This window comes from Microbacterium sp. EST19A (assembly GCF_019969685.1).
GTDB lineage: Bacteria > Actinomycetota > Actinomycetes > Actinomycetales > Microbacteriaceae > Microbacterium.
In genome coordinates, this window is sequence record NZ_JAHXYZ010000004.1 from 159,446 (window position 1) to 184,572 (window position 25,127).

The 25,127-nt window shown below is 70.1% G+C and carries 23 protein-coding genes; 8 read left to right on the forward strand and 15 right to left on the reverse strand.

Features of this window, described 5'->3' with window-relative positions; all coding sequences use genetic code 11:
• Positions 1 to 12 precede the first annotated feature (12 nt).
• Both LC452_RS19740 and LC452_RS19745 read left to right on the forward strand, forming a co-directional pair.
• On the forward strand, positions 13 to 1,128 hold the full coding sequence (locus tag LC452_RS19740) for an adenosine deaminase (RefSeq protein ID WP_223628436.1): 1,116 nt from the start codon (positions 13 to 15) through the stop codon (positions 1,126 to 1,128).
• Between the two features lie 50 nt (positions 1,129 to 1,178).
• Entirely contained in the window at positions 1,179 to 2,258 is a 1,080-nt protein-coding gene (locus LC452_RS19745) for a polysaccharide deacetylase family protein (protein ID WP_223628438.1), read from the forward strand.
• Here the strand turns inward: LC452_RS19745 and LC452_RS19750 are convergent, their stop codons facing one another.
• The 10 genes from LC452_RS19750 to LC452_RS19795 form a co-directional block, all read right to left on the reverse strand.
• The gene (locus LC452_RS19750) at positions 2,259 to 3,020 is read right to left on the reverse strand and encodes an alpha/beta hydrolase (protein ID WP_223628440.1); all 762 of its coding nucleotides are present in this window, start codon (positions 3,018 to 3,020) and stop codon (positions 2,259 to 2,261) included.
• A 10-nt stretch (positions 3,021 to 3,030) separates the two neighbouring features.
• Positions 3,031 to 4,008 (reverse strand): SDR family oxidoreductase, encoded by a 978-nt coding sequence (locus tag LC452_RS19755; protein WP_223628442.1) that lies wholly within the window; start codon positions 4,006 to 4,008, stop codon positions 3,031 to 3,033.
• The gene (locus LC452_RS19760; protein WP_223628443.1) at positions 4,005 to 4,958 is read right to left on the reverse strand and encodes a bile acid:sodium symporter family protein; all 954 of its coding nucleotides are present in this window, start codon (positions 4,956 to 4,958) and stop codon (positions 4,005 to 4,007) included. The genes LC452_RS19755 and LC452_RS19760 overlap by 4 nt, the downstream gene beginning before the upstream one ends.
• Positions 4,955 to 6,247 (reverse strand): NAD(P)/FAD-dependent oxidoreductase, encoded by a 1,293-nt coding sequence (locus LC452_RS19765; protein WP_223628444.1) that lies wholly within the window; start codon positions 6,245 to 6,247, stop codon positions 4,955 to 4,957. The genes LC452_RS19760 and LC452_RS19765 overlap by 4 nt, the downstream gene beginning before the upstream one ends.
• A gap of 96 nt (positions 6,248 to 6,343) precedes the next feature.
• Positions 6,344 to 7,501 carry a mannitol-1-phosphate 5-dehydrogenase gene (locus LC452_RS19770; RefSeq protein ID WP_223628581.1) on the reverse strand — a complete coding sequence of 386 codons (1,158 nt, stop codon included), beginning with the start codon at positions 7,499 to 7,501 and terminating at the stop codon, positions 6,344 to 6,346.
• A gap of 17 nt (positions 7,502 to 7,518) precedes the next feature.
• A complete protein-coding gene (locus LC452_RS19775) occupies positions 7,519 to 7,950 on the reverse strand; it encodes a PTS sugar transporter subunit IIA (protein ID WP_223628446.1) in 432 nt (143 codons plus the stop codon).
• Between the two features lie 81 nt (positions 7,951 to 8,031).
• Positions 8,032 to 9,558, reverse strand: coding sequence for a PTS mannitol transporter subunit IICB (locus LC452_RS19780; protein WP_223628448.1), 1,527 nt, complete (start codon positions 9,556 to 9,558; stop codon positions 8,032 to 8,034).
• Entirely contained in the window at positions 9,555 to 11,240 is a 1,686-nt protein-coding gene (gene ptsP / locus LC452_RS19785) for a phosphoenolpyruvate--protein phosphotransferase (protein WP_223628450.1), read from the reverse strand. The genes LC452_RS19780 and ptsP overlap by 4 nt, the downstream gene beginning before the upstream one ends.
• On the reverse strand, positions 11,237 to 11,518 hold the full coding sequence (locus LC452_RS19790; RefSeq protein WP_223628452.1) for an HPr family phosphocarrier protein: 282 nt from the start codon (positions 11,516 to 11,518) through the stop codon (positions 11,237 to 11,239). Before LC452_RS19790 ends, ptsP begins: the two co-directional genes overlap by 4 nt.
• Positions 11,515 to 11,832, reverse strand: coding sequence for a PTS sugar transporter subunit IIB (locus LC452_RS19795; protein WP_223628454.1), 318 nt, complete (start codon positions 11,830 to 11,832; stop codon positions 11,515 to 11,517). The genes LC452_RS19790 and LC452_RS19795 overlap by 4 nt, the downstream gene beginning before the upstream one ends.
• Positions 11,833 to 12,000: 168 nt before the next feature.
• Here LC452_RS19795 and LC452_RS19800 point away from each other — a divergent pair, with 168 nt between their 5' ends.
• Positions 12,001 to 13,923 carry a PRD domain-containing protein gene (locus LC452_RS19800; RefSeq protein WP_223628456.1) on the forward strand — a complete coding sequence of 641 codons (1,923 nt, stop codon included), beginning with the start codon at positions 12,001 to 12,003 and terminating at the stop codon, positions 13,921 to 13,923.
• Between the two features lie 9 nt (positions 13,924 to 13,932).
• On the opposite strand, the gene LC452_RS19805 is transcribed toward LC452_RS19800, so the two are convergent.
• Genes LC452_RS19805 through LC452_RS19815 form a run of 3 tightly spaced genes read right to left on the reverse strand, consistent with a single transcriptional unit; the run spans position 13,933 to position 16,714 of the window.
• The gene (locus LC452_RS19805) at positions 13,933 to 14,196 is read right to left on the reverse strand and encodes an HPr family phosphocarrier protein (RefSeq protein WP_223628457.1); all 264 of its coding nucleotides are present in this window, start codon (positions 14,194 to 14,196) and stop codon (positions 13,933 to 13,935) included.
• A 2-nt stretch (positions 14,197 to 14,198) separates the two neighbouring features.
• A complete protein-coding gene (locus LC452_RS19810) occupies positions 14,199 to 15,869 on the reverse strand; it encodes a phospho-sugar mutase (protein WP_223628459.1) in 1,671 nt (556 codons plus the stop codon).
• Positions 15,870 to 15,880: 11 nt separating this feature from the next.
• Positions 15,881 to 16,714: a purine-nucleoside phosphorylase gene (locus LC452_RS19815; RefSeq protein ID WP_223628461.1), complete on the reverse strand. Its 834-nt coding sequence runs from the start codon at positions 16,712 to 16,714 to the stop codon at positions 15,881 to 15,883.
• Between the two features lie 48 nt (positions 16,715 to 16,762).
• Between LC452_RS19815 and LC452_RS19820 the strand changes: the two genes are divergently transcribed.
• Positions 16,763 to 18,211: an NAD(P)H-quinone dehydrogenase gene (locus tag LC452_RS19820; protein WP_223628463.1), complete on the forward strand. Its 1,449-nt coding sequence runs from the start codon at positions 16,763 to 16,765 to the stop codon at positions 18,209 to 18,211.
• A gap of 55 nt (positions 18,212 to 18,266) precedes the next feature.
• On the opposite strand, the gene LC452_RS19825 is transcribed toward LC452_RS19820, so the two are convergent.
• A complete protein-coding gene (locus LC452_RS19825) occupies positions 18,267 to 20,033 on the reverse strand; it encodes a biotin carboxylase N-terminal domain-containing protein (protein ID WP_223628465.1) in 1,767 nt (588 codons plus the stop codon).
• A 78-nt stretch (positions 20,034 to 20,111) separates the two neighbouring features.
• A complete protein-coding gene (locus LC452_RS19830) occupies positions 20,112 to 20,750 on the reverse strand; it encodes a nucleoside triphosphate pyrophosphatase (RefSeq protein ID WP_223628582.1) in 639 nt (212 codons plus the stop codon).
• Positions 20,751 to 20,773: 23 nt separating this feature from the next.
• On the opposite strand from LC452_RS19830, the gene LC452_RS19835 reads away from it, so the two are divergent.
• From LC452_RS19835 to LC452_RS19850, 4 genes are read left to right on the forward strand one after another with little or no spacing between them, the layout of a single operon-like run.
• Positions 20,774 to 22,021, forward strand: a complete 1,248-nt coding sequence (locus LC452_RS19835) for a class I SAM-dependent RNA methyltransferase (RefSeq protein ID WP_223628466.1) — start codon at positions 20,774 to 20,776, stop codon at positions 22,019 to 22,021.
• A 43-nt stretch (positions 22,022 to 22,064) separates the two neighbouring features.
• Positions 22,065 to 22,724, forward strand: coding sequence for a response regulator transcription factor (locus LC452_RS19840; protein WP_223628468.1), 660 nt, complete (start codon positions 22,065 to 22,067; stop codon positions 22,722 to 22,724).
• Entirely contained in the window at positions 22,714 to 23,949 is a 1,236-nt protein-coding gene (locus LC452_RS19845) for an ATP-binding protein (protein ID WP_223628469.1), read from the forward strand. The genes LC452_RS19840 and LC452_RS19845 overlap by 11 nt, the downstream gene beginning before the upstream one ends.
• On the forward strand, positions 23,946 to 24,953 hold the full coding sequence (locus LC452_RS19850; RefSeq protein WP_223628471.1) for a hypothetical protein: 1,008 nt from the start codon (positions 23,946 to 23,948) through the stop codon (positions 24,951 to 24,953). Before LC452_RS19845 ends, LC452_RS19850 begins: the two co-directional genes overlap by 4 nt.
• Positions 24,954 to 25,127: the final 174 nt, after the last annotated feature.

Consider the following 25,127-nt stretch of genomic DNA (forward strand, 5'->3'; position numbering starts at 1 on the left):
GAGAGGATCACCATGTCGATCGATGCGAACGGCGACGTCACCATCCAGGGGATCTCCCTCCGCAGTCTGCCGAAGGTGTCGCTGCACGACCACCTCGACGGCGCGCTGCGACCCGCCACGATCATCGAGCTGGCGGATGCCATCGGCCTCGAGGTCCCCGAGACCGACCCGGCTGCTCTCGGCACCTGGTTCGCGAAGAAGAGCGACTCGGGTTCGCTGGTCGAGTACCTGAAGACCTTCGACCTGACCACGGCCGTGATGCAGACCCAGGAGGGTCTCACGCGGGTCGCGCGCGAGTTCGTTGAGGACCTCGCCGCGGACGGCGTGATCTACGGCGAGGTGCGCTGGGCGCCGGAGCAGCACCTCGCTCGCGGTCTCACGCTGGAGCAGACGGTCGAGGCCGTGCAGCAGGGCATCGAGGAGGGCGAGGACGCCGCGGACCGCGACGGACGCAGCATCCGCGTCGGCCAGTTGATCACCGCGATGCGCCACACGGACCGGTCGCTGGAGATCGCAGAGCTCGCGGTCGACTTCCGCGGTCGCGGTGCGGTGGGCTTCGACATCGCCGGTCCCGAAGACGGCTTCCCGCCCTCGAACCACCGCAAGGCCTTCGACTACCTCGCCGAGAACTTCTTCCCGGTGACCGTGCACGCCGGTGAGGCGGCAGGACCCGCGTCGATCCGCTCGGCCCTCCTCGACGGTCGTGCGCTGCGCCTCGGGCACGGCGTGCGCATCGCCGAGGACCTCCAGGTCGTCACCCAGGAGGGCGACGAGGTGCAGGTGCAGTTCGGAGAGCTGGCCCGCTGGGTGCGCGATCGTGAGATCCCGCTGGAGCTGTCGCCGTCGTCGAACCTGCAGACGGGTGCGATCGCCGCGTGGGGCACCACTCTCGCCGACCACCCGTTCGACCTGCTCTACCAGCTCGGCTTCGCGGTGACGGTCAACGTCGACAACCGCACGATGAGCGCCACGTCGCTCACCCGCGAGCTCGCCCTGCTCGTCGAAGCGTTCGAGTACGACCTCGACGACCTCGAGACCTTCCAGTTCAACGCGGCCGCGGCTGCCTTCCTCCCGGTCGAGGAGCGGGAAGAGCTCGTCGAGATGATCGCCGACGGCTTCGACATCTGACGCTCGTGTCCGGGGGGAACCGACGTCGGGCGAGCACGGTCGCCCTCATCGTGAGCGCTGTCGTCCTCGTGCTGGGCGGTGCGGCGGTCGCCGTCTTCGTCTGGCTGAACGGCGCCTCCGCCGGCCAGGAGCCGCAGGCGAACCCGTCTCCGTCGGCGTCGCCGACACCGAAGCCGACACCGCTCACGCCGGCGGAGCAGCTCCTGGCGGATGCCGACAATCCGCTCGCCTGTGCTGTGTCGTTCGCGGGCGACGGAATCGCGCTCGAGCCGATGCTGCAGTGGCAGAACGGGCTCTACGCCGGGCTGCCGATCCCTGCGCAGGACGGCCTGGTGTTCGCGGGCTGGTATCCCTCCGTCGACGACGCGGCGGCGTTCACCGCCACGGCGCGGATCAACGGTGCCGACCCGGTGAGCTGCACCGACCAGCAGATCGAGCTCCACGGCGCCTGGAAGACGCCCGAGGAGAACGTCGCCGAGAACACGCAGGTCCCGATCCTGATGTACCACCAGTTCACGACGAACCCCGATGGCGAGTCGGGGTGGCTGCGCGGGAACTACGCGTACATCGGCGACTTCGACGCGCAGATGAACCACATCGCCACGACCGGCTTCTACCTGCCGACGTGGGATGAGCTGAGCGCCTTCATCGACGGCCGGCTGTACCTGCCGGTGCGCTCGGTGATCATCACCGACGACGACGCCGACCAGAGCTGGTTCGATCTCGCGGCGCCGGTGGTGGAGAAGTACCAGCTGCTCACGACCTCGTTCATGATCACGGCCTACCGCACCGACCCGCCGCCGTCGATGTACGTTCTCCGTCGCTCGCACACGCACGACATGCATCAGGCCGGGGCCAACGGTCAGGGACGCATCGTCAACTGGAGCGTCGACGAGATCGCGGCCGACCTCAACATGTCGGGCGACCTCCTCGGCGCGCGCGAGGTCATCGCCTACCCGTTCGGCCACTACAACGACACCGCGAAGCAGGGCGTCCTGCAGGCCGGCTACGAGATGGCGCGCACGATCGAACCGGGCTACGTCGGGATCGGCACCGACAAGCTGGCGCTCCCCGTCGTGCGCATCGACTACGGGATGGGGCTGGACGCGCTGATCAAGCGCATCGGCTGATCACTCGGCGGCGACGCTCTCGAGGAACGTGCCGACGAGCTCCGTGACGTCGGCGTGCATGGCATCCATCGAGATCGTGGGTGTGCCGTCGCCCGCCTGCGGGCCGTAGTCGCCGAAGGAGGCGTGGGAGGCCCCGTCGATCTCGACCATCTCCGCGTCCGCAGGGAGCTGGTCGCGTGCGGCATCGACCTTCTCCGGCGTGGACAGCCCGTCCTCGCTCCCCGCGATGCTCAGGACGGGGAGGCCGGTCTCCGAGAGGTCGGTGGCGCAGTAGGAGCCGAACAGCACGAGGGCGTCGGCGTCAGCGGCGAGCTGGCAGGCTCGCACACCGCCGAGCGAGTGCCCGCCCACGCTCCAGACGTCGACGTCGGGAGCGGCGGAGGTGAAGGAATCCAGCCCGCGGGGATCGAAGAAGGCGAGGTTCAGCCAGGGGCGGGTGATCACGACCGTGACGCCGTCCTCGGCGAGCCCCTGCAGGATGGCGGCGTAGGCCCAGGGGTCGACCTTCGCCCCGGGGATGAAGACGAGGCCGCGGTCGGACTCGCCGTCGGCGGGGGAGAGCACGATCCCCTGCTCGGCGTCCTCCACGGTGACGGCGCTGTTCGCCCGCACATCGGCGAGGGGCTCGGGTTCCGCACCCATGACGCCGATCTGGCTCCACGCGACGATGCCGCCGACGCCGAGCACCAGCACGATCGCGAGACCCCAGAGGATCCCCTTCAGGACGCGACGACCCCGTCTCCGCTGCACGCTCTTCTGCACGGTGTCAACGCTACTCCGCGGCGGGAGCGATTCCGGCGGCCGATGCGGCGACGTGCGGGTGGGTCGTCAGGTACTCCTCGAACGCCTCGCGCGTGGTGCGCGTCGGGATGTAGCCGAACGTCTCCTTCAGCCGCCGGTTGGCGAGCACCGGCCGATAGCGGAGAAAGGGGACCTTCTCGGGCCCGTGCACGGTGAGGCGCATCATCCGACCGATCCGCAGCGCCGCGGCCAGTGCCCAGGCCGGGAGCACGAGCTGGCCCTTGCCGAGACGCGCCGCGATCTCCGGGACCGTCAGGCGTCCATCGCCGGCGACGTTGAAGATTCCCGCCGGTCCGTCCGTCGCGGCTCGCACCATGGCGGCGGCGACATCATCGACCCAGACGAACACGAAGGGCGAGTCGGATCCGGCGATGCGGAGGATCCGGCGGCCCTCCCAGAGCGCGGTGATCTGGTTGCGCACCGTCGGGCCGAGGATCGTGCCGATCCGGAACACGACCTGCTCGAGCTCGGGATGCGTCGTGCGGTGCGCGGCCAGCATCTCCTCGACCAGCCGCTTGTGGCGGGAGTAGGGGAAGGCGTCGTTGCCGCGGAGCGGCTGATCCTCATCGATCCAGTCCGGGTTGTCGGCGTGATACCCGTAGGCCGCGCCGGAACTGGACACCACGATCCGGCGCACACCCGCGGTGACGCACGCCGCGAGCACGTTCGCGGCGCCTCCGACGTCGACGCGGTACTCGAGGTCGACATCTCGACCGGGATTGACGATCGCGGCGAGGTGCACCACGGTGTCGATGCGATGCTCGAGCAGGAGGGGAGCGACGGCGGCCGAATCCGTGACATCGAGCACGGCGCCGACGATGCCCGCACGCGCGCTGCCGGCGCGCACGTCGGCCGACACGACGAGCTCGACGTCGTCTCTGGCCGCCAGGGCATCGGCGACGTGGGATCCGAGGAAGCCGCCGCCGCCCGTGATCAGCACGCGCGTCATGGAGCGGCCTCGGCCACGGTGCGACCGCTCGCGTCTCCCGAAGCGGAGCCGGTGCGTCGCTTCGTGTGCCGCGCCCAGAGGCCGGCGACGATCAGACCGGCGATGATGTCCCAGATGCCCCACCAGCCGGCGACGATCGCCATGCCGCCCAGCCCGTCGAAGAACAGGAACACCAGGCCGAGCCCGAGCCCTGCATTGCGGATGCCGACCTCGAAGGTCATCGCCTTCCGCTCGCGGGTACCGAGACCGCCGACGACCGCCGTGCCGTAACCGAGGGCGAGGGCCACGGCATCGTGCACCGTGACCACCAGGAGGATCACGCCGAGCACCTGCACGAAGACCGCCCAGTTGCCGACCAGAGCTGCGACGATGAAGCCGAGCAGCGCGATCAGGCTGAACCACTTCACGAACGGCTGCACGCGGGCCGAGAGGCCGGGTGCCTTCGCCCGCAGGAGCAGCCCGAGTGCGAAGGGCAGGCCGACGATGAGCAGGATCTCGAGCAGCATCCGCCACGGATCCAGAGCCACCTCGCGGAGCAGTGTGCGTGCGGTCGGATGCAGCGACCCCCAGAACGTGATGCTGAGCGGCATCGCGACGATGTAGACGAGGTTGCCGACCGCGGTCAGCGACACCGACAGCGCGACGTTGCCGCCGGCGCGATGGGTGAGCACCTGCGAGATGTTGCCGGGCGGGCAGCAGGCCACGAGCAGCATGCCGAGTGCCATCGACGGTGCGACCGGGAGCACCAGGGTCAGCAGGAAGGTGGCGATCGGCAGCAGGAGCAGCTGGGCGAGGATCGCGATGATGAAGGGCTTCGGATGCCTCGCCACGACACGGAAGTCGCGGGGCGCGGTGTCGAGGGCGATGCCGAACATGATCAGTCCGAGCACCACGTTCAGGATCGTGAGCGTGCCCGGGGTGAACGAGAGGACGACGTCGTCGACGTTCATGCCGTCGCCTCCAGCGCGCCCTTCTCGCGTCGGACGGCGCCGCGGTAGGCGTCCTTGTTGACGTAATAGGCCATCCGATCCAGGCCGAGGTAGTGGTAGCCGCCGGTCAGGTCCGGCCAGGGCGAGCCTGTGACCCGGTCACGGAACCGGGCGGCGCGCGCCGGATCGTGCTCGACCGCGTCGAGGTATGCCGCGAGCAGCTCGGCCTGTTCGTACCGCCCCTGCCATCCGATGCCCGACGCCTCGATCATGCCCATCACATACAGGCCGTTGAATGACGAGGGGAAGAGGTTGAGGAAGAGGCGGGGAGAGGCGCCGCGCCAGTGCAGGTGCTCCCGGTCCACGAACGGGTAGTCGAGGCTGTAGCCGGTGGCCAGCAGCACGAGGTCGTAGTCGTCGGCGCTGCCGTCGCGGAACTGCACGGTGCGCCGGTCGAAGAGCTCGATGTCGGGCCGGATCCGCAGATCCCCCTGGCCCAGGTGGTTCAGGACCATGGTGTTCACGATCGGATGGGACTCGTAGATGCGGTAGTCGGGCTTCGGGAATCCGAAGCGCACCGGGTCGCCCGTGAACGCCCGCAGCACACGGCTGTCCACCGCCTGCTTGATCCGCGCGGGCAGGGGCCGGCCCTGATTGAGGGTGTCGCTGGGGCGGCCGAACAGGTAACGGGGCGCGAAGTAGTACCCGCGTCGCACGCTCATGTCGACGGATGCCGCATGGTGCACGGCATCCACCGCGATGTCGCAGCCCGAGTTGCCCGCGCCGATCAGCAGCACCCGCTTGCCGGCCAGCTGCGCCGGCGACTTGTAGGCGCTGGTGTGCAGCAGCTCACCGGAGAAATCGCCGGGGAAGACCGGGATGTTCGGCTCGGCGAGCGTCCCGTTCGCGAGCACCACGCCCGCGTACCACCGCGTCTGCTCGCCCTCGGGTCCGACGCTGGTGAGATCCCAGCCGCCGTCGCGCGGCTCGAGACGGGTGACGCTCGTGTCGAAGCGGAACAGATCCGCGAGGTCGAAGTGCTCCGCGTAGTCGTGGAAGTACTGCCGGAGAACGCGGTGGCCCGGATAGTCCGCACCGGAGCGCATCGGGAACTCGGTGAACTCGGTCGTCGTGCGGGAGGAGATCAGGTGCGCCGACTCGTACATCGTGCTGCGCGGGTTGTCGATGTCCCAGAGGCCGCCGACCCCGTGGGAGGCCTCGTACCCGTCGACCATGATGCCGCGCTTCTGCAGCGCGCGCGCCGCGGCCAGTCCCGACGGCCCGGCGCCGATGACGGCGTATCTGTTCATCCTGCTCCCTGCACGTCCTGCACGTCGCTGTGCTCGAAAAACGCCCCCGCCCCCGATCGTAACGGGTGGGCGGGGGCGTCTCGGCTCCGCGCCGGATCAGGCGTCGCGAAGGGCCTGCTGGCGGCTCTCGACGGCGTCGCGTACGGCGGCGAAGAGCGGATGCTCGGGGTCGAGCCCGGTGGTGAGCTCGGTGAGCGCCCTGGCGTCCTCCGACCGCAGCAGACGCTGCAGCTCGACGGACTGCTCGTCGTCGGCGTCGTCGAATTCGAGGGCCGCGGCGACGGCGGCGACCAGGGCGTCTGCGGACAGACCCCGTTCGGCGGCCATCGCGGCAGGGCCGATGAACCGCTCGTTCCTCGAGATCTTCCGCAGCGGCTGACGCCCGACGCGCTGCACGGTGTCGATCAGCGCGGGGTTGCGGAACCGGTCGAGGATCTTCGCCCGGTAGGCGGCGAGATCATCGGGATCCAGCCCGTGCTCGGCGACCAGGACGGCCGAGGTCTCCTCCAGAGCAGCCGACACGCGGGCGGCGATGTCGGGGTCGGCCAGAGCGTCCGAGATGCGCTCGACACCGACGCGCGCGCCGAAGTACGCCGTCGCGGCGTGCCCGGTGTTCACCGTGAAGAGCTTGCGCTCGATGAACGGGGCGAGGTCGCCCACGAAGTGCGCACCGGGGATGCGGGGGAGGGAGTCTCCGAACGGCCCCGATTCGATCGCCCACTCGAAGTAGGGCTCGACGGTGACGTCCACGCCGCCGTCGGCCGGCTGCGCGGGCACGATGCGGTCGACGGTGGTGTTCGCGAACACCGCGCGCGACAGCAGGTCCTCGGCATCCGCGCCGGCCGCCGTCTGGATCTCGGCACGGAGCAGATCGGTCGCCCCGATCGCGTTCTCGCAGGCCATCACCTGCAGCGGCGCGGCCTCCGGGGAGCGCTGCGCGAGACCCGCGACGATCGCCGGGGCGACGAAGCGCAGCACGGTCGGACCGACCGCCGTCGTGACGACGTCGGCCGTGGCGATCTCCTGGGTGAGGGCCTCCGGGTCGGTGCGGCTGTTGACCGCGCGGAACCCGCTGACGACGTGGTCCACGCCACCCGGACCCGCTTCATGCACGGTGTACTCGTCGACCGCGTTGATCGCGTCCACGAGGGCATCGGCGACGTCGGAGAACACGACCTCGTAGCCGCCCTCGTGCAGCAGCAGTCCGACGAAGCCGCGACCGATGTTGCCGGCCCCGAAATGGACGGCCTTCATGGCCTGGTCGTCGCTCATCACTCGTTGACGGCGGAGAGCAGGGCGAACAGCTCGTCCGGGGTCTGGGCGGCGTTCAGCTTCGCGACGTCGTCCTCGTCGGAGAACAGGATCGCGATCTGGGAGAGGATCTCCAGGTGCTCGTCGCCGCGCCCGGCGATGCCGATCACGAAGGTCGCGGGCTCGCCGGCCCAGTCGACGCCGCCGTCGTAGCGGACGACCGACAGTGCGGAGCCGAGGATCGCGTCCTTCGTCTCGTTGGTGCCGTGCGGGATGGCGAGTCCGTTGCCCATGAAGGTCGAGACGGTCTCCTCACGCTGGCGCATCGCATCGACGTACGCGGGAGTGACGGCGCCGGCAGAGACGAGGATGTCGGTGGCCTCCTGGAGTGCGGCCTCCTGGGTGCTGCTGCCGGAGTGGATGCGGACCTGGCCGAGGGTCAGAACGCTCATGGGTGATTCCTTTCTGAGATGGTGCGGTGGGGCGGATGCCGTGGCACCCGCCCCACCGGGTCTGTCACACGTCGGTGCGGGTCAGGCGTCGGTGCCGCGCTGCTCGCGCACCATTTCGACGACCTCCTCGTACTGCGGCGCGTTCATGAAGTTGTCCACGGACACGTGGATCGAGTTCGGCGACTTGTCCTTCGCGCGATCCGTCAGCTGCTGCTGCGTGATCACCAGGTCGGCCGTGCCGTCGAGGTTCGCGATGGCCTGGTTTGTGACCGTCACGCCCTCCACGCCCGCCTTCTTGAACTTGTTGCGCAGGACGCTCGCGCCCATCGCCGACGAGCCCATGCCGGCGTCGCAGGCGAACACCACGTTCTCGATCTTCCGGTCGGTCGCGACGCCGCCGGCAGCTGCGGCACTCGCCGCCAGACCGCTCAACGCGTCGGAGGACTTGCCCTTGTTGGCAGTGGTCTGGGCGACCGCCGCAGCGAAGGCATCCTCCTTGGCGAGGTCCTTCTTGCGGCTCGCCCGCAGGATGATCATGGAGATGATGAACGTGACCGCCGCCGACAGGATCACCGAGAGAATGACTCCGAGATAGTCGGTTCGGAAGGTCTGCCCGAGAACGGCGATGATGCTTCCTGGCGCAGCTGGCGCGATCAGCCCCGTGCCCAGGAGCATGTTCGTCGTCACGCCAGTCATGCCACCCGCGATCAAGGCGAGGATGAGCACGGGCTTCATCAGGGCGAACGGGAAGTAGACCTCGTGGATACCGCCGACGAACTGGATCACAGCGGCGCCGGGAGCAGATGCACGGGCGGCTCCGATGCCGAAGATCGTGAAGGCGAGCAGCAGACCCAGGCCGGGGCCGGGGTTGGCCTCGAGGAGGAAGAGGATCGACTTGCCGCTCTCGGCCGCCTGTTGCGTGCCGAGCGGGGTGAGCACACCGTGGTTGATCGCGTTGTTCAGGAAGAACACCTTGGCCGGCTCGATCAGGATGCTCGTCAGGGGCAGGAGGTTCGTCTCGACGAGCCAGTTGACCGCCGTCGACAGCACGTTCATCAGACCGTTGACGAGCCAGGCGACCGGGTAGAACCCGATGACGACCAGGACGAAGCCCCAGATGCCGGCCGAGAACATGTTGACGAGCATCTCGAAGCCCGCCCTGATCTTGCCGTCCCACAGCGAGTCGAGCCACTTCATCGAATAGGCGGCGAGGGGCGCCATGATCATCGCGCCGATGAACATGTGGATCTGTCCGAGCTGGTTGTCGGCCGGGAGGGTCGCGTTCACCTGTGCGATCAGGTAGTCCGACCCCGCGATAGCACCCATGACGGCGATCGCCGCGACAACGCCGCCTCGGGTCTTGTAGACGATCGTGCCGCCGGTGTAAGCGATGATGATCGGCAGCAGGTAATGGATGATCGGGCCGACGAGGGTCGCGAGCTGCTCGTTCGGCGTCCAGCCCACCGGGATGAAGAACGCGGTGATGATGCCCCACGCGATCAGCGCGGGGATGTTGGGCATGATCATCCCGGACAGGAACGTGCCGAAACGCTGCACGCCCGTTCGGAGGCCGCCTGATTTCTGGGCGGCAGGTGACGTCGTCGTCATGATGTCGTCTCTTTCTGATCGGAGGGGAAGGATGCCGTGGCCTCGGCCACGGCATGGCGAGCACCGGCGGCGTCGTCCGCCGCCAGTGCGATCTCGGCGAGGCTGCGGGCCTCGTCGAGGGTGCGTTGGGAGATGGTGTGCCGTACATCGGCGAGAGCCGACGGCGCCATCGACAGGCTGGTCGCGCCGAGCCCGACGAGCACGACGGCCAGCAGCGGGTCTGCGGCTGCCTCGCCGCAGATGCCCACCGGCTTGCCCAGACGGGCACCCGCCGCGCCGACCTCGCGCACCAGGCGGAGGACCGCCGGATGCCACGGGTCCTGGAATCCGGCCACCGAGCCGAGCAGTCGGTCGGCGGCCATCGTGTACTGGGTCAGGTCGTTCGTCCCGATCGACGCGAAGTCGGCGTGCGCGAGCACGCGATCCGCGAGCAGGGCGCTCGACGGGACCTCGACCATGACGCCGGCCGTCTTCAGGCCGTACTCGCGGGCGAGAGCCGTGAAGTAGACGGTCTCCTCGACGGTCGCGACCATCGGGGCCATCACCCAGAGGTCGGCCTCGGTCTCGGCATCCGCTTCCGCGAGGGCGGTGAGCTGCTCGCGCAGGATGTCCTCGCTGGCACGCAGCGCACGGATACCGCGCAGACCGAGCGCGGGGTTCTCCTCATGCGCGTCGTTGAGGAAGGCGAGGGGCTTGTCGGCACCGGCGTCCAGAACCCGCACGACGACCTTCTTGCCCGGGAAGGCGGCGAGGAGCTCGCGGTACGCCTCGCGCTGCTGGCTGACGGTCGGCGCCTGCGCGGACGAGAGGAACAGGAACTCGGTGCGGAAGAGCCCGACGCCCTCGGCCCCCCGTTCGACCGCATCGGCCGCGTCCGCGGGTTTCCCCAGGTTCGCCAGCAGCGCGATCGGCGTGCCGTCGGCGAGGGCGCCGGGAGTCAGTGGTGCAGCATCGGCCGACATGCGAGCGGCCGCGCGCTGAGCGGCGCGGTCCTTCTCGTCGGTCGTCGGGTCGGTCGTCACGACGCCCGCCGCGGCGTCGACGATCACCGTCTCGCCGTTCTCGAGCGTGAAGCCGTCTGCGACTCCGACGATCGCGACGATGCCCTTCTCGCGGGCGAGGATGGCCGTATGCGAGGTCGGGCCGCCGTCGACCGTGATCAGTCCCAGCACCTGCTCGAGGTCGAGCAGTGCCGTGTCGGCCGGGGCGAGATCGCGTGCCACGAGCACGAACGGATGCCCAGGGTCGGGGACGCCCGGTGCGTCGACGCCGCGCAGGCGGGCGAGCACCCGCTGGGCGATGTCGTCGAGGTCGGCCGCGCGCTCGCCGAGGTAGCCGCCGACGGCCTCCAGCGTCGCACGGAACCCCGCGAAGGCGTCGTGCACGGCCCACTCGGCCGTGGCGCCGGCGTCGATCCGCGTGTCGACCTCGTCCTGCAGGGTCGGGTCCTCGGCGATCATCGCCTGAGCCTCGAGCACCTCCTGCGCCGATCCGCCGGCGGTCTCGCCGCGCGCGTTCAGCTCCTGCGCGACGACAGCGATGGCCTCGCGCACCCGGGTGCGCTCCGCCTCGGCGCCGATCGTGCTCGGCGTGTCTTCGGGCGCGGGCACGGGCTCGGTCATCCGGATGACCGGCCCCTGGGCGACGCCGAGGCCGATGCCCACACCGCGCAGCTCGCTCATCCGGCGGCGTCCTGGTCGTGGTCGGTCGTGAGCAGCTCGGTGAGCGTGTCCAGCACGCCTTCGGCGCCGTCGCCGTCTGCGGTCAGCGTGACGTAGTCGCCGTATTCGACGGCGAGCGAGATGACCCCGAGGATGCTCGCGGCGTTGACCGGCTTGCCCGAGTCCTTCGCGATGGTGATCGAGAGGCCCGATTCCTTCGCGGCCTGTGCGAAGAGCTTGGCCGGACGCGCGTGCAATCCGTGGGAGGAGCCGATCCGAACGGTGCGTGTGGCGGTCATGATGTTCCTTTCGGGGTGTTCCTGAGGTCGGCGAGGAAGGATCGTGCGAACTCGAGAGTGAGAGCGCCGTCGCGGTCGGCGAACACGTCGTCCGGCAGCACGGCGACCGGAGAGTGCGCGTGCTCGAGGATCGCGTCCAGACGGTCGGCGAGATGGGGGCCGACCAGGATCAGGTCGTGGTCACTGCCTGAGACGGAATGCTCCATACCGGCCGATGCCTCCCAGTCGAGCCCGGCGTTGGATGCCGCGCGCCGGAGTCGCTGGGCGACGAACGTGCTGGACGCACCGGCGCCGCACACTACGAGGATCCTCATCGATTCCACCTTCCTGAGAACAGTCTGTGAACGATCGGCCGCTCGCGCCAACAGGTTCCTTTCCGCCCCTGCGGAACCGCGGCTTCCGCGCGCGGGCACCCCGGTAGCTGACATCATGGAGGTCACGCCAGGACAGTGCAGTCAGCACGTGGGGAAGTCGGAGGGATCATGTCGCGACAGCGTCAGGACCAGCTCCTCTCCACCCTGCTCCGGCAGGAGGGCTGGGCGACGGCCGCGAGCCTCGCCGACGTGCTGGGGGTCACTCCGCGCAGCATCCGCTCCTATGTCGCCGCGTTGAACGCCCGCACCCCCGGTGCCGGCGTGATCGAGTCGGGACCGGCGGGGTATCGCGCCGGACCGGGGGCGCGCGGAGCGATCCGTATGCGGCAGACGGGGGAGTCGGCGCCCCGCGACCGCCTGCACGCCCTGGTGCGCACCCTGCTCGACCTTCCGGCCGGCATCGACGTGTTCGACACGGCCGATGAGCTGCACGTCAGCGAGGCGACCCTGGAAGCGGACCTCGTGCGCGTGCGCGGACTGCTCGACGGCACCGACCTCGCGCTGGAGCGGGACCGTGAGACGGTGCGGCTGCGCGGCAACGAGACCGCTCAGCGGCGGCTGCTCAGCCGCCTGGCGCACGACGAGATGGACGACGCGTCATTCCATCCGGAGACGTTCCGCCGAGCGCTCTCGGGCAGTGCTGTCGCCGCCCACGCCGTCGGGCCGTTCAAGACCGCGCTGGTGCGCGAGCTCGGCGAGCTGGGCTACTACGTGAACGAGCTGGCGATCGCCGACGTGCTGCTGCACATCGCGATCGCGGCGGAACGGGTCGCCGCCGGCCACGCGCTCGATTCCTCGCCGGCCGGCGCCCGGGAGGAGATCCCCCGCGTGGGCGCGGTCATCGCGCGCCTCGCGGCGGAGAACTTCGATGTCGCGCTCGGCGAGGGCGACAGCAGCCACCTCGCCTCCCTCGTGCTGACGCGCATCGTCGCACCCGGCGAGGACGCCACCCGCGACGTCGCGCGCAGCGGTGTGGACCCCGCGGTCGAGGCCGCCGTGCGCGCCGAGATCGCACGGGCCGCCGAGGACTACCAGGTCGATCTCGTCGATGAGACGTTCGTGCTCCGTCTCGCGCTGCACGTGCAGAACCTGCTGCGGCGAGCGGAGGAGAGCGCCCTGACGCGCAACCCGCTCACCCGCTCGCTCAAGACGACCTATCCGATGATCTTCGAGGTCGCCGTCTCGATCGCAAGCGGACTGCACGACCGCGTGGGCACGCCGATCCACGACGATGAGATCGCGTACATCGCGATGCACGTCGGCGGGCGCCTCGAGAGGAGCAGGAAGGCCGAATCGATACTGACCGCCACGATCGTGTGCCCCGGCTACTACGAGCTGCACGAGTTGCTGCGCTCGAGCGTCGACCGCTCGCTGGGGTCGGCGATCGAGGTGACGAGCGTCGTCACCAACGTCGACCCCGACTGGGCGTCGTTCGACACCGATCTGGTCCTCAGCACGATCGAGCCCGGATCGCCCGGCGACCGTTTCGTGCGCATCCAGCCCTTCCTCACCGACGCCGACGTCGACCGCATCCAGCAGGCCGCAGCGCGCGTCCGCCGTGGCCGTCGGCTCACGAGGCTGCGCGGCGAGCTCGCCCGGTACTTCCACGCGGACGCGTACGTCTTTCCGCTCCCCGACGAGGGGGAGGAGGCGATCATCCGCCGCCTCGGTGGCCTGCTGATCAATGCCGGGCTGATCGGCGAGGACTACGTCGAGAACACGATCGTGCGCGAGCGGATGTCGTCGACCGCGTTCACCGACGCCCTGGCCGTGCCGCACGCGCTGCAGATGACCGCGACGCGCACCGCGATCGCGATCGGCGTGACCGACGGCTCGGCGGCGTGGGGCGACGGCCGCGTGCAGGTCGTCGCGCTCGCGGCCTTCAGCGAGAGCGATCGCGCGGCGTTCCAGACCGTGTTCGAGCAGCTCGTCGAGGTGTTCAGCGAACGCGAGAGCGTTCAGCGGATCGTCCGTCGCGGGACGTCGTTCGAGGCCTTCCTCGACGAGCTCGTCGCCGTCATCGACGGCTGAGGACCGCCGTCACGCGCCCGGGTCGAGCACCTCGGCGAGCTGTCGCAGCACGGCATCGGACGACGCCGACTCGGCGGTCTCCAGCACGACCGCGTCCCCGGGCCCGATCGCGAGATCCATCACTGCGAGGACGCTGCTGAGATCCACGGTCGAGCCGTCGGCGGTGCGGAGCGTGATCGCCGTCCCGTGCGACTGCGCGAGTCGCACGAGCTCGGCGACAGGGCGCGCATGCACGCCGTTGTGCGCACTGACGATGACGCGTCTGGACGGCATGATCAGGAGCGCTCGTCGAGCAGGGCCCGGACGCCGGCCTCGAGATCGGCCACGGCCGCCAGCGCACCCTCGGCGGACTCCGCGCGGGCGTCGATGTAGACCTTGAGCTTGGGCTCGGTGCCGCTCGGACGCACGATCACGCGGGAGCCGTCGGTGAGGCGGTACCGGAGCACGTCGCCGGAGGGCTGCCCCGGACGTCCGTGCAGCAGGTCTTCCGCCGAGGCGATCGAGCGCCCGGCGATCTGCGTCGGCGGCAGGGTGCGCAGAGCCAGCATGACGTTCCCGATGACCGAGACGTCTTCGACGCGCACCGACACCTGTCCGCTCGCGAAGTGCCCGTACGTCTCTCCGAACTCGCGGAGCAGGTCGGCCAGTGTCGCGCCCCGCCCGTGCGCCTCGGCGGCGAGTCCGAGGATCGCGATCGCCGCGGAGATGCCGTCCTTGTCGCGGACGGTCTCCGGATTCACGAGGTATCCGAGGGCCTCCTCGAAGCCGAAGGCGATGCCCGGCGCGCGGGAGATCCACTTGAACCCCGTCAGCGTCTCGTGGAAGTCGAGGCCGTGATGCGCGGCGACCGCGGCGAGGCCCGGCGAAGAGACCAGCGAGCACGCGAGGGAGGCGCCGGGCGTTCCTGCCGCCGCGCGCGCCGCGCGAGCCCCGAGCAGCAGCCCGACCTCGTTGCCGGTGAGCCGTCGCCAGCCGCCGGGCGTCGACTCGTCGGGGATCGCGAGCGCGAGGCGATCGGCATCCGGATCGTTCGCCAGGATGAAGTCGGCCTTGGCCCGTCGGGCCGTGGCGAAGGAGAGATCCATCGCCCCCGGCTCCTCCGGGTTGGGGAACGACACCGTGCGGAAGGTGGCATCAGGAGTGAGCTGCTCGTCGACGACGACGGGCTGCGGATAGCCGGCGGAGGTCAGGATGCGCGACAGCGTCTCCCAGCCCACGCCGTGCATCGCGGTGTAGACCCAGCGCAGCTCGGAGGCGTCTGCCGGCGCGGGTGCCACGGCCGCCGTGGCCGCGATGTAGGCCTCGACGATGTCTTCGCCCGCGGTCTCGTACGCGGTCGAACGGGGAAGACCCACCGCATCCCCGGCATCCGCGATGCGCTGGATGTGCGCGGCGATCTCGGCATCCGCCGGCGCGACGATCTGCGAGCCCTGATCGGCTCCGCCGAGGTACACCTTGTAGCCGTTGTCGTTGGGCGGGTTGTGGCTGGCGGTCACCATGACACCGGCATCCGCGCCGAGGTGCCGCACCGCGAAGGCGAGCACCGGGGTCGGCAGCAGCCGGGGGAGCAGGATGGCGCGCAGGCCGGCACCCGCGAACAGCTCGGCCGAGTCTGCGGCGAAGACGCGGGAGTTGCGGCGACCGTCGTAGCCGATCACCACGGTCGGGGTCCCGCCCCTCGCCTTCTCGTTCAGGTACGCGGCGAATCCGGCGGCTGCCTGCGCGACGAGCACACGGTTCATCCGGTTGCTGCCGGCACCGAGCTCGCCGCGGAGCCCGGCGGTGCCGAAGGCGAGACGCGTGCGGAAGCGGTCGTCGAGGCCGGCGATGGCTTCGCCATCGCCGCCGGCGGCGCGGGTGATCAGACCGGCGAGCTCATCCCGTGTCTCGTGATCAGGGTCCTGTCGCAGCCAGGCGCGGGCCGTCGCGAGGAGTTCCTCGCTCACACGCTCCTCGCTCACAGGGCCTCGACCACCCTGGCGAGGAGCGCGGAGATCACGGGCTCGGCCTCGCGGCCCGCCTCGATGACCTCGGCGTGGCTGAGCGGGGTCTGCTGGATGCCGGCGGCGAGGTTCGTGATGAGCGAGAAGCCGAGGATCTCCATGCCGGCCTCGCGGGCCGCGATCGCCTCGAGAGCGGTCGACATGCCCACGATGTTCCCGCCGATGGCCTTCGCCATCTGCACCTCGGCCGGCGTCTCGTAGTGCGGGCCGCGGAACTGCGTGTACACGCCCTCGTCGAGGCTCGGGTCGATCGAACGCGCGATGTCGCGCAGACGCTTCGCGTACAGGTCGGTGAGGTCGATGAACGTGGCGCCTTCGAGCGGCGAGTCCGCCGTGAGGTTGATGTGATCGCTGATCAGCACCGGCTGCCCGGGCTTCCAGGTCTCGCGGATGCCACCGGCGCCGTTGGTGAGCACCATGATGTTCGCCCCCGTGGCGGCGGCGGTGCGCACGCTGTGCACGACCCGGCGCACGCCGTGGTCCTCGTAGTAGTGGGTGCGCGCGCCGATCACGAGGACGTTCTTCCCACCGGGAGTGCGGATGCTGCGGAGTGTGCCGACGTGACCCTCCAAGGCGGGCTTCGAGAATCCGGTGACCTCGGTGGCGGGGATCGTGGCGACCGTCTCGCCGATGATGTCGGCGGCCTTGCCCCAGCCGCTGCCGAGCGTGAGGGCGATGTCGTGGTGCTCGACTCCGGTCAGGCGCGCGATGTCGGCGGCGGCCTGGGTGGCGACCTCGAACGGGTTCGCGGTCGGGTCGTCGAGAGGGTTGCTGTGGGTTTCGGGCATGGATCCACTCTAGGAAGGTGCAGGCTCGGGGGCCAGGATTGCGGAAGAATGGATTCCATGACTTCCACCCCTTTCGAGCGCACTCAGCGCGTCGCCGTGCTCGGCGGCGGTCCCGGCGGATACGAGGCGGCCCTCGCGGCCGCTCAGCTCGGAGCCGAGGTGACGCTGATCGAGCGCGTGGGCGTCGGCGGGGCCGCCGTCCTGACGGATGTCGTGCCCTCCAAGAGCCTCATCGCCACGGCCGACGCGGCCGTCGCGATCTCCGAGGCGAGCGACCTCGGCGTGAACTTCTACGTGAAGGGCGACCACGGGAAGCCGCTCAAGCCCGAGATCGCGATCAACCTCGCCGCGGTGAACAAGCGGCTCCTCGCACTCGCCGGCCAGCAGTCGGAGGACATGCGCTCCACTCTCCTGGAGGCGGGCGTGCGCATGCTCTCCGGACACGGCCGGCTCGAGGGCGCGAACGCGATCATCGTCTCGACCGGTCAGGGCGGCACGGACTTCGACCGGGTGGAGGCCGACACGATCATCGTGGCCGTCGGCGCCGCCCCTCGCGAGCTCGATTCCGCGAAGCCCGACGGCAAGCGCATCCTGACCTGGACGCAGCTGTACGACATGAAGGCACTGCCCGAGCACCTGATCGTGGTCGGGTCCGGTGTCACCGGCGCGGAGTTCGCCTCCGCCTACATGAACCTCGGCGCGAAGGTCACGCTCATCTCGAGCCGCGAGCAGGTGCTCCCGGGTGAGGACAAGGACGCGGCGAGCGTTCTCGAGAAGGTCTTCAAGCGCGGTGGGATGACCGTGCTCTCCAAATCCCGCGCCGACAGGGTCGAGGCGACGAAGGAGGGCGTGACGGTCACGCTCTCCGACGGGCGCACGGTCGAGGGCAGCCACTGCCTGATGGCGGTCGGATCGATCCCGAACACCGCGGGCATCGGACTCGAGGAGGCGGGCATCGAGCTCAACGAGTCGGGGCACGTGCGGGTGAACAAGGTCGCCCGCACCTCGGTGCCGAACGTCTACGCGGTCGGCGACTGCACGAACTTCTTCCCGCTCGCCTCGGTCGCGTCCATGCAGGGACGCACCGCGGTGTTCCACGCGCTGGGTGACATCGTGATCCCGCTCGAGCTGATCAAGATCACCTCGAACATCTTCACCGCCCCCGAGATCGCGACCGTCGGCTACTCGGAGAAGGACGTGGAGGACGGCATCGCCGACGGCCTCGTCTACAAGCTGCCGCTCGCCGCGAACCCCCGCGCGAAGATGATGGGGATCAAGGACGGCTTCGTGAAGATCATCGCTCGCAAGGGCTCCGGCACGGTGATCGGCGGCGTGATCGTGGCCCCGAAGGCCTCCGAGCTCATCTACCCGATCGCGGTGGCCGTCGAACGGCGCCTCACGGTGGATCAGGTCTCCCGCGTCTTCGCCGCGTACCCCTCGCTGTCGAGCAGCATCACCGACGCCAGCCGCGCGATGCACCTCGGCTACATCTCCTGATACCGACGGAAAGGGCGCCCCACCGCGGTGGGGCGCCCTTTCTCGTGTCCGTTCGTCAGCTGATCGTGAGCAGCTGGTGGCCGGCGGAGACGGTCGACCCGGCATCCGCGTTGATGTTGCCCACGACACCGTCCTTGTGCGCCTGCAGCGGCTGCTCCATCTTCATCGCCTCCAGGACGACGACGAGATCGCCCTTGACGACCTGCTGGCCGTCCTCGACCGCGATCTTGACGATCGTCGCCTGCATGGGCGACTTCACCGCGTCGCCCGAGGCTCCGGCGTTCGCGACGGTGGCGTGGCTGCGGCGCGACGGCGGCACGGCTGCGGGGCGTCCGGCCGTGCCGGCGGCGACGGCGATGCGATCCGGAAGGCTCACCTCGAGGCGCTTGCCCGCGACCTCGACGACGACCGTGTGCCGCGAGGTGCCCGACTCCGGGGACTCGAGCTCGCCGTCCCACGGGGGGATGTCGTTCTCGAACTCGGTCTCGATCCAGCGCGTGAAGATGCCGAACTCGCCGTTCTCCGCCGTGAAGGCGGGGTCGCGCACGACCTTGCGGTGGAAGGGGAGCACGGTCGGCATGCCGGCGACCTCGAACTCGTCGAGGGCGCGTCGCGAGCGCTCCAGCGCCTCCGCGCGGTCCTTGCCGGTCACGATGATCTTCGCCAGCAGCGAGTCGAACGCGCCGGAGACCGAGTCGCCGGCGGTGACGCCCGAGTCGAGGCGGATGCCGGGACCGCCGAACGTCTTGAAGACGTGGATCGGTCCGGGCTGGGGGAGGAACCCGCGACCCGGGTCCTCGCCGTTGATGCGGAACTCGATCGAGTGGCCCTGCGGCGTCGGGTCGTCGTAGTCGATGGTGCCGCCCGCAGCGATGCGGAACTGCTCGCGCACCAGGTCGATGCCGGTGACCTCTTCCGACACGGGGTGCTCGACCTGCAGGCGGGTGTTGACCTCGAGGAATGAGACCGTACCGTCGGCGCCGATCAGGAACTCGCAGGTGCCGGCGCCCACATAGCCGACCTCTTTCAGGATGGCCTTGGATGCCGAGTAGAGCAGGTCGTTCTGCTCGGTGGTGAGGAACGGCGCGGGCGCCTCCTCGACCAGCTTCTGGTGGCGGCGCTGCAGCGAGCAGTCGCGCGTCGAGATGACGACGACGTTGCCCTGGGCATCCGCCAGGCACTGGGTCTCCACGTGGCGGGGCTTGTCGAGGTACTTCTCGACGAAGCACTCTCCGCGCCCGAAGGCGGCGACCGCCTCACGCGTGGCCGACTCGAACAGCTCGGCGACCTCGTCGAGCTCGCGGGCGACTTTGAGGCCGCGTCCGCCGCCGCCGTAGGCCGCTTTGATGGCGATCGGCAGGCCGAACTCCTTCGCGAACGCGATGACCTCGTCGGCCGTCTCGACCGGACCGGGCGTGCCGGGAGCCAGCGGTGCGCCGACCTTCTCGGCGACGTGGCGGGCGGTGACCTTGTCGCCGAGAGCCTCGATGGCCTCGGGCGACGGGCCGATCCAGATCATGCCCGCATCGATCACGGCGCGGGCGAACTCGGCGTTCTCGGCGAGGAAGCCGTAGCCGGGGTGCACGGCATCCGCCCCGGCCCGACGGGCCACGGAGAGGATCTTCTCGATCTGGAGGTACGTCTCGGCGCTGGTGGCGCCGCCGAGGGCGTAGGCCTCGTCGGCGAGCCGCGCGTGCAGGGCGTCCCTGTCCTGGTCGGCGTAGACGGCGACCGAGGCGATTCCGGAGTCTCGGGCGGCGCGGATGATGCGTACGGCGATCTCGCCGCGGTTGGCGATGAGCACCTTGGCGATAGCAGGCATGGTTGCCAGCCTAGCGAGTAGCCTCTCGATCCATTTGACGACCCTCCACAAGAAAGTGGCGGAAACGTGGAGGGGAGTCTACGACCAGAGGTCCGTCCAGCGGACGCCGAGCTCGCCGGCCAGACGGCGGATCGCCGACAGGGACATGCCGACGACCGTGGACGGGTCGCCGTCCACACGTGTGATGAACGCGCCCCCGAGGCTGTCGACGGTGAAGGCGCCGGCCACGTGGAGCGGCTCCCCGGATGCGACGTACGCGGCGATCTCCGCGTCGGAGATGTCGTCGGCGAAGGTGACGGATGCCGAGGCGACCGCGGTCGCCTCGAGGGGAGCGACGCCGGGGGAGACGCGGAACACGGAGTGCCCGGAATGCAGGACGCCGGTGGCGCCGCGCATCTCGCGCCAGCGGCGGGTCGCCTCCTCGGGCGTGTACGGCTTGCCGTAGACGCGACCGCCGAGCGCGAACATCGAGTCTCCGCCGATGACGAGGCCGTCGAACTCGCCCTCGTCGGCCAGCCGCCGCGCGACGTCGGCGGCCTTGGCCCGGGCGAGCAGCAGCACGAGCTCTCCGGGGAGGAGTTCCGTGCCCCGGTCCTCGGCGGACGCGGCGGCGACGGCGTCCTCATCGACGTCGGGGGAGAGCGTGAGGGGCTCGATCCCCGCCTGTCGCAGCAGCATCAGTCGGGCGGGAGACGTGGAGGCGAGGCAGACGCGCATGTTCACCACCGTATCCTCGAAGGATGACTTCCTCCCCAGCCGACGTGCTCGAACTCGACATCACCGGGATCGCGCACGGTGGCACGTTCATCGCCCGCCACGAAGGGCGGGTCGTGTTCGTGTCGGACGCGATCCCCGGGGAGCGCGTGCGTGCGCGGCTCATCGCCCCGCAGGAGGGTGCGGATGCCTCGACGCGCAGCTTCTGGCGGGCGGAGACGATCGAGGTGCTCGACGCATCCGAGCATCGCCGACCGCATATCTGGGCCGAGGCCGATGTGTCCCGCGATCCGGTCGACCGTCCGGGCGGTGCCGACCTCGGCCACATCGCTCTCGATCGCCAGCGCACGCTGAAGCGCCAGGTGCTCACCGAAGCCCTGGACCGCTTCGCCGGCGAGGGGCTCGTCGCCCCGGAGATCGAGGCCGTGGAGTCCGGAGACGGCACCGGATGGCGCACCCGCGTCACCCTGCACGTCGATGAGGCCGGAGAGGTGGGGCCGTTCGCGGCTCGCAGCCACCGCGTCATCCCCGTCACCTCGTACCCGCTCTCGCGTCCGGCGATCGCCGAGGCCGCGCTCGCGCTGCAGGGCGAGGCGCCGGGGCGCATCGAGCTCGTCGAACCCGCCGACGGGAAGGTGCGCATCATCCGGCGGGAGGAGACGGAGCGCCCCGCCCGCGTCGCACGCGGCTTCCGGCGCCGCCCCACCCCTGAGGTGATCCAGGAGGTCATCGGTGACCGGCGCTTCGAGGTCGATTCCACGGGGTTCTGGCAGGTGCACCCGCGAGCGGCATCGGTGCTCGACGCCGCCGTGTACGGCATCCTCGACGGCCATGTCGACGACGAGAAGACGCACTACGACCTGTACGGCGGCGTCGGACTGTTCGCCGCGACCCTCGCCGACCTCGGCGGTACGGACATCGTCACGGTCGAGTCGAGCGCCCGCGCCACCGAGCACGCGGCCGCGAACCTCGCCCCGCTCGCCGTCAACGCGGTGACCGCACGCGTCGACGCCTTCCTCTCATCCCGCAAGGGGGCCGGTCGCACCGGAGCCGTCATCCTCGACCCGCCGCGTGCGGGAGCGGGACGTCAGGTGGTCGACGCGGTGCACGCCCTCGCGCCCGAAGCGATCGCCTACGTCGCCTGCGACCCGGTCGCGCTCGCCCGTGACCTCGGAACATTCCGCTCCCTCGGGTGGAACGTCGACCGCCTCCGCGGCTTCGATCTGTTCCCGCATTCGCACCATTTCGAGGTCGTCGCGCTGCTCACCCGGTGAGCGCGCTGGCAGGGGCGCTTCCCGGACTCACTAGGCTGGGCGGATGAGCACGGTCGCACTCATCGACGATCACGAGTCCGTTCGCCTCGGTCTCGAGGCCGCCTGCGCGCGCGACGGGCAGACGGTGGTGTTCTCCGGAAGCACCGTCAGCTCGTACCTCGAGTGGCGCCGCGCGACCGGCGCAGCCCCGTCCGATGTCGTGGTGCTCGACCTCACTCTGGGTGACGGCACGACGGTGACCGAGAACGTGCGGTCACTGGTGAGCGACGGCGCGAGCGTGGTGATCCACAGCGTCGCCGACCGCCCCGCCGCCGTGCGCGAAGCGCTCTCCGCAGGTGCCGCCGGGGTGGTCAGCAAGTCCTCCGCCCTCGACGACGTGCTCGACGCGATCCGCACGGTCGCGCAGGGGGAGGCGCTGAACAACGTCGAGTGGGCGAGCGCGGTCGACGGCGACCGGGCCTTCGCCGATGCGCAGCTGTCGTCGCGTGAACGCGAGGTGCTCCGCCTGTACGCGACGGGTCTGCCGCTCAAGGCCGTCGCCGAGCGTCTGGGCGTCGCGTACTCGACGGCGAAGGAGAACATCACCCGGATCCGGGTGAAGTACGTCGAGGTGGGCCGCCCCGCCCCGACCAAGGTGGACCTCCTCCGCCGGGCCATGGAGGACGGCATCGTCGCCGCCGACGGGGCCGCGAGTGCCCGTTGACCCGCTCAGCATCCGCGACGCCTGGAGCAAGATCCCTTCTCCCGGCGCGGCGGAGACGGAGTTCGAGCGCTTCACGGGCAAGCGCATGGAGCGGATCCTCGCGATCGTCGTCGCGATCGGGTCTGCAGCACTGGGGGCCCAGGCGCTGATCGCCGCCGTCGGCACGATGTCCTTCGCCGACGTTCCGCACGTGACGACGGTCGTCGTCGTCTTCGCTCCGCTGACCGCGATGCTCCTCGCCTGCGTGATCGGACGGGCCGTCCGCGTCGCCTCCGGCGTGTTCGCCATCGCCTATGCGCTCGCCCTCGCGGCGTGGCCGCTCGTCGTGGACCCCTTCGACAATGCCGCCGGCGATCAGCCGTGGATCTTCTTCCTGGTGAACGTCGGGGTCGTCGCGGCCATGCTCGCGTTCCCCGTGCGCATCCAGTTCGCCTGGGCCGTCGGGATGCCGTTCGTCTACGGATACGTGCGGCTGGTGCAGGGAGAGTTCTCGCGCGAGTTCTGGGTGACGACGGCGTTCGACGTGTCGTTCACGCTCATCCTCGGTGTGATCATCATCTCGCTCGGCTGGATGTTCCGCTCGGTCGCCGCGGGTGTGGACGAGGCCCGGGGCCAGGCCGTCGCGTCGTACGCCTCCGCGGCCGCTGCGGCCGCGGCCGAGGAGGAGCGGGTGGCGATGTCCGCGCTGATGCACGACAGCGTGCTCGCCGCCCTCATCGCCGGAGAGCGCGCGGAAGGCGAGCGGGCGCGTGAACTCGCCGTCGCGATGGCCCGTGAGGCGCTCACCCGCCTCGCCAACACCGAAGGAGCCGTCGCACAGGAGGGGAGCGACGAGCCCGTCGGGACCGCGCAGATCGTCGTCGAGCTCCGCCGATCGCTCTCGGAGCTCGGCGCCGACGCGATCGTCGAAGAGCGCGGCGGCATCGGACTCATCCCCGGACGTGCTGCGCGGGCCCTGGTGCTCGCCGCCCGCCAGGCGATCGGCAACGCCGTGGCGCATGCCAACGGCCGGGGCCTGCACATCATCGCCGAGGGCCACGGCGACGAGGGCATCCGTGTCACGATCTCGGACACCGGTCCCGGTTTCGACATCGACGAGATCGGCGCCGATCGTCTCGGCATCCGCGCCTCGATCTTCGCCCGGATGGCGGGCGTCGCGGGTACGGCAGGCATCGACTCCGGCGAGCACGGCACGATCGTGACCCTCGGCTGGGAGCGCTCGTGAACCGCACCGTGCGCAGCGTCGCCACCTCACTCGCCGTCGGCTTCGCCCTGTACTTCGTGGCGCGCGGCGTGTGGTGGATCGAGCAGCCGACCGCACCTCTGCTCATGGTGCTCGCCATCGGGCTCTACCTCGTGGTCGTGAACATCGCGATCCTGGGGGATTCGGCGACGGTGCGCATGCCGCTGTGGGCGGCCGTGCTGGCCGCGGTGTCCAGCGCGCTGATCCCGGTGCTGGTCACGCTGTCGCTCGATGCGGCCGACCGCACCGAGCCGTTCGCCACCTGGTACATCGGCGGGCTGGGTCTGCTCGGTGTCGTGTGCGTCGTGCGGCGCCGCTCGTTGATCGGGTGGCTCATCGTGGCGCTGCTCATCGCGACCTCCTCCGCCTATCTGGGGATGGGGGTCTCGCTGAACCTCGGGCTCGTCGGATCGATCATGTGGGTGCTCATCGCGCAGCTGCTCGTGATGTTCTGGGACCGGGCCGTCCGCGACACCGAGCGACTGGCCGAGATCCAGCAGGCGGTCTCCGCCTGGCATGCGACGCAGCTCGTTCGCCAGCGCGAGCGACGCCTGCGCACGCAGTTCGCGCTCGCCGTGGCCGGACCCGTGCTGAGTCGTGTGGTGGCGTCACGCGGGGCCCTCGACGAGCAGGAGCAGCTCGAGGCGAGGCTCGCGGAAGGGCGGCTGCGCGACGAGCTGCGCGGCGCCGACCTGCTCAACGATGCCGTGCGCGACGTGATCGAGGCCGCGCGGCGGCGCGGTGTCGTGGTCACCGTCTTCGACGAGGGCGGTCTCGACGGCGTGGACGAGCACCGGCGCGTGGAGATCCGGGATGAACTCGCCGTGACCCTGGCGAACGCCGACGCACGGCGGATCATCATCCGTTCGGCGAAAGACCCGCGCGTGGCGGTGACCGTGGTCGGGCGTGCCGGCACCCGCTCCTCGGGCGACGACGACTCCGTCGAGCTCTGGCACGAGATCCTTCGCGAGGCAGCCGAGGTCTGACGAAGAGTGGGCGAGGGGCGGCGGCGATGCCGCCTGCCCCTCGCCATGCGGACAGTTACCCGAAAACCGTCCGCGAGTGGCCGATCAGCGTCTGTCTACCCTGGGACAGAGAGACCAGCCGAACGCGAAGCGTCTCCCTCAGTCTGATGGGTCGTCAAGAGCTTGTCTGTAGGT

Coding starts and splice junctions, on each gene's coding strand:
- LC452_RS19740 (WP_223628436.1), top strand. CDS start 13: ATGTCGATCGATGCGAACGGCGACGTCACCATCCAGGGGATCTCCCTC.
- LC452_RS19755 (WP_223628442.1), bottom strand. CDS start 4,008: ATGACGCGCGTGCTGATCACGGGCGGCGGCGGCTTCCTCGGATCCCAC.
- LC452_RS19760 (WP_223628443.1), bottom strand. CDS start 4,958: ATGAACGTCGACGACGTCGTCCTCTCGTTCACCCCGGGCACGCTCACG.
- LC452_RS19765 (WP_223628444.1), bottom strand. CDS start 6,247: ATGAACAGATACGCCGTCATCGGCGCCGGGCCGTCGGGACTGGCCGCG.
- LC452_RS19770 (WP_223628581.1), bottom strand. CDS start 7,501: ATGAAGGCCGTCCATTTCGGGGCCGGCAACATCGGTCGCGGCTTCGTC.
- LC452_RS19775 (WP_223628446.1), bottom strand. CDS start 7,950: ATGAGCGTTCTGACCCTCGGCCAGGTCCGCATCCACTCCGGCAGCAGC.
- LC452_RS19780 (WP_223628448.1), bottom strand. CDS start 9,558: ATGACGACGACGTCACCTGCCGCCCAGAAATCAGGCGGCCTCCGAACG.
- ptsP (WP_223628450.1), bottom strand. CDS start 11,240: ATGAGCGAGCTGCGCGGTGTGGGCATCGGCCTCGGCGTCGCCCAGGGG.
- LC452_RS19790 (WP_223628452.1), bottom strand. CDS start 11,518: ATGACCGCCACACGCACCGTTCGGATCGGCTCCTCCCACGGATTGCAC.
- LC452_RS19795 (WP_223628454.1), bottom strand. CDS start 11,832: ATGAGGATCCTCGTAGTGTGCGGCGCCGGTGCGTCCAGCACGTTCGTC.
- LC452_RS19800 (WP_223628456.1), top strand. CDS start 12,001: ATGTCGCGACAGCGTCAGGACCAGCTCCTCTCCACCCTGCTCCGGCAG.
- LC452_RS19805 (WP_223628457.1), bottom strand. CDS start 14,196: ATGCCGTCCAGACGCGTCATCGTCAGTGCGCACAACGGCGTGCATGCG.
- LC452_RS19815 (WP_223628461.1), bottom strand. CDS start 16,714: ATGCCCGAAACCCACAGCAACCCTCTCGACGACCCGACCGCGAACCCG.
- LC452_RS19820 (WP_223628463.1), top strand. CDS start 16,763: ATGGATTCCATGACTTCCACCCCTTTCGAGCGCACTCAGCGCGTCGCC.
- LC452_RS19825 (WP_223628465.1), bottom strand. CDS start 20,033: ATGCCTGCTATCGCCAAGGTGCTCATCGCCAACCGCGGCGAGATCGCC.
- LC452_RS19830 (WP_223628582.1), bottom strand. CDS start 20,750: ATGCGCGTCTGCCTCGCCTCCACGTCTCCCGCCCGACTGATGCTGCTG.
- LC452_RS19835 (WP_223628466.1), top strand. CDS start 20,774: ATGACTTCCTCCCCAGCCGACGTGCTCGAACTCGACATCACCGGGATC.
- LC452_RS19840 (WP_223628468.1), top strand. CDS start 22,065: ATGAGCACGGTCGCACTCATCGACGATCACGAGTCCGTTCGCCTCGGT.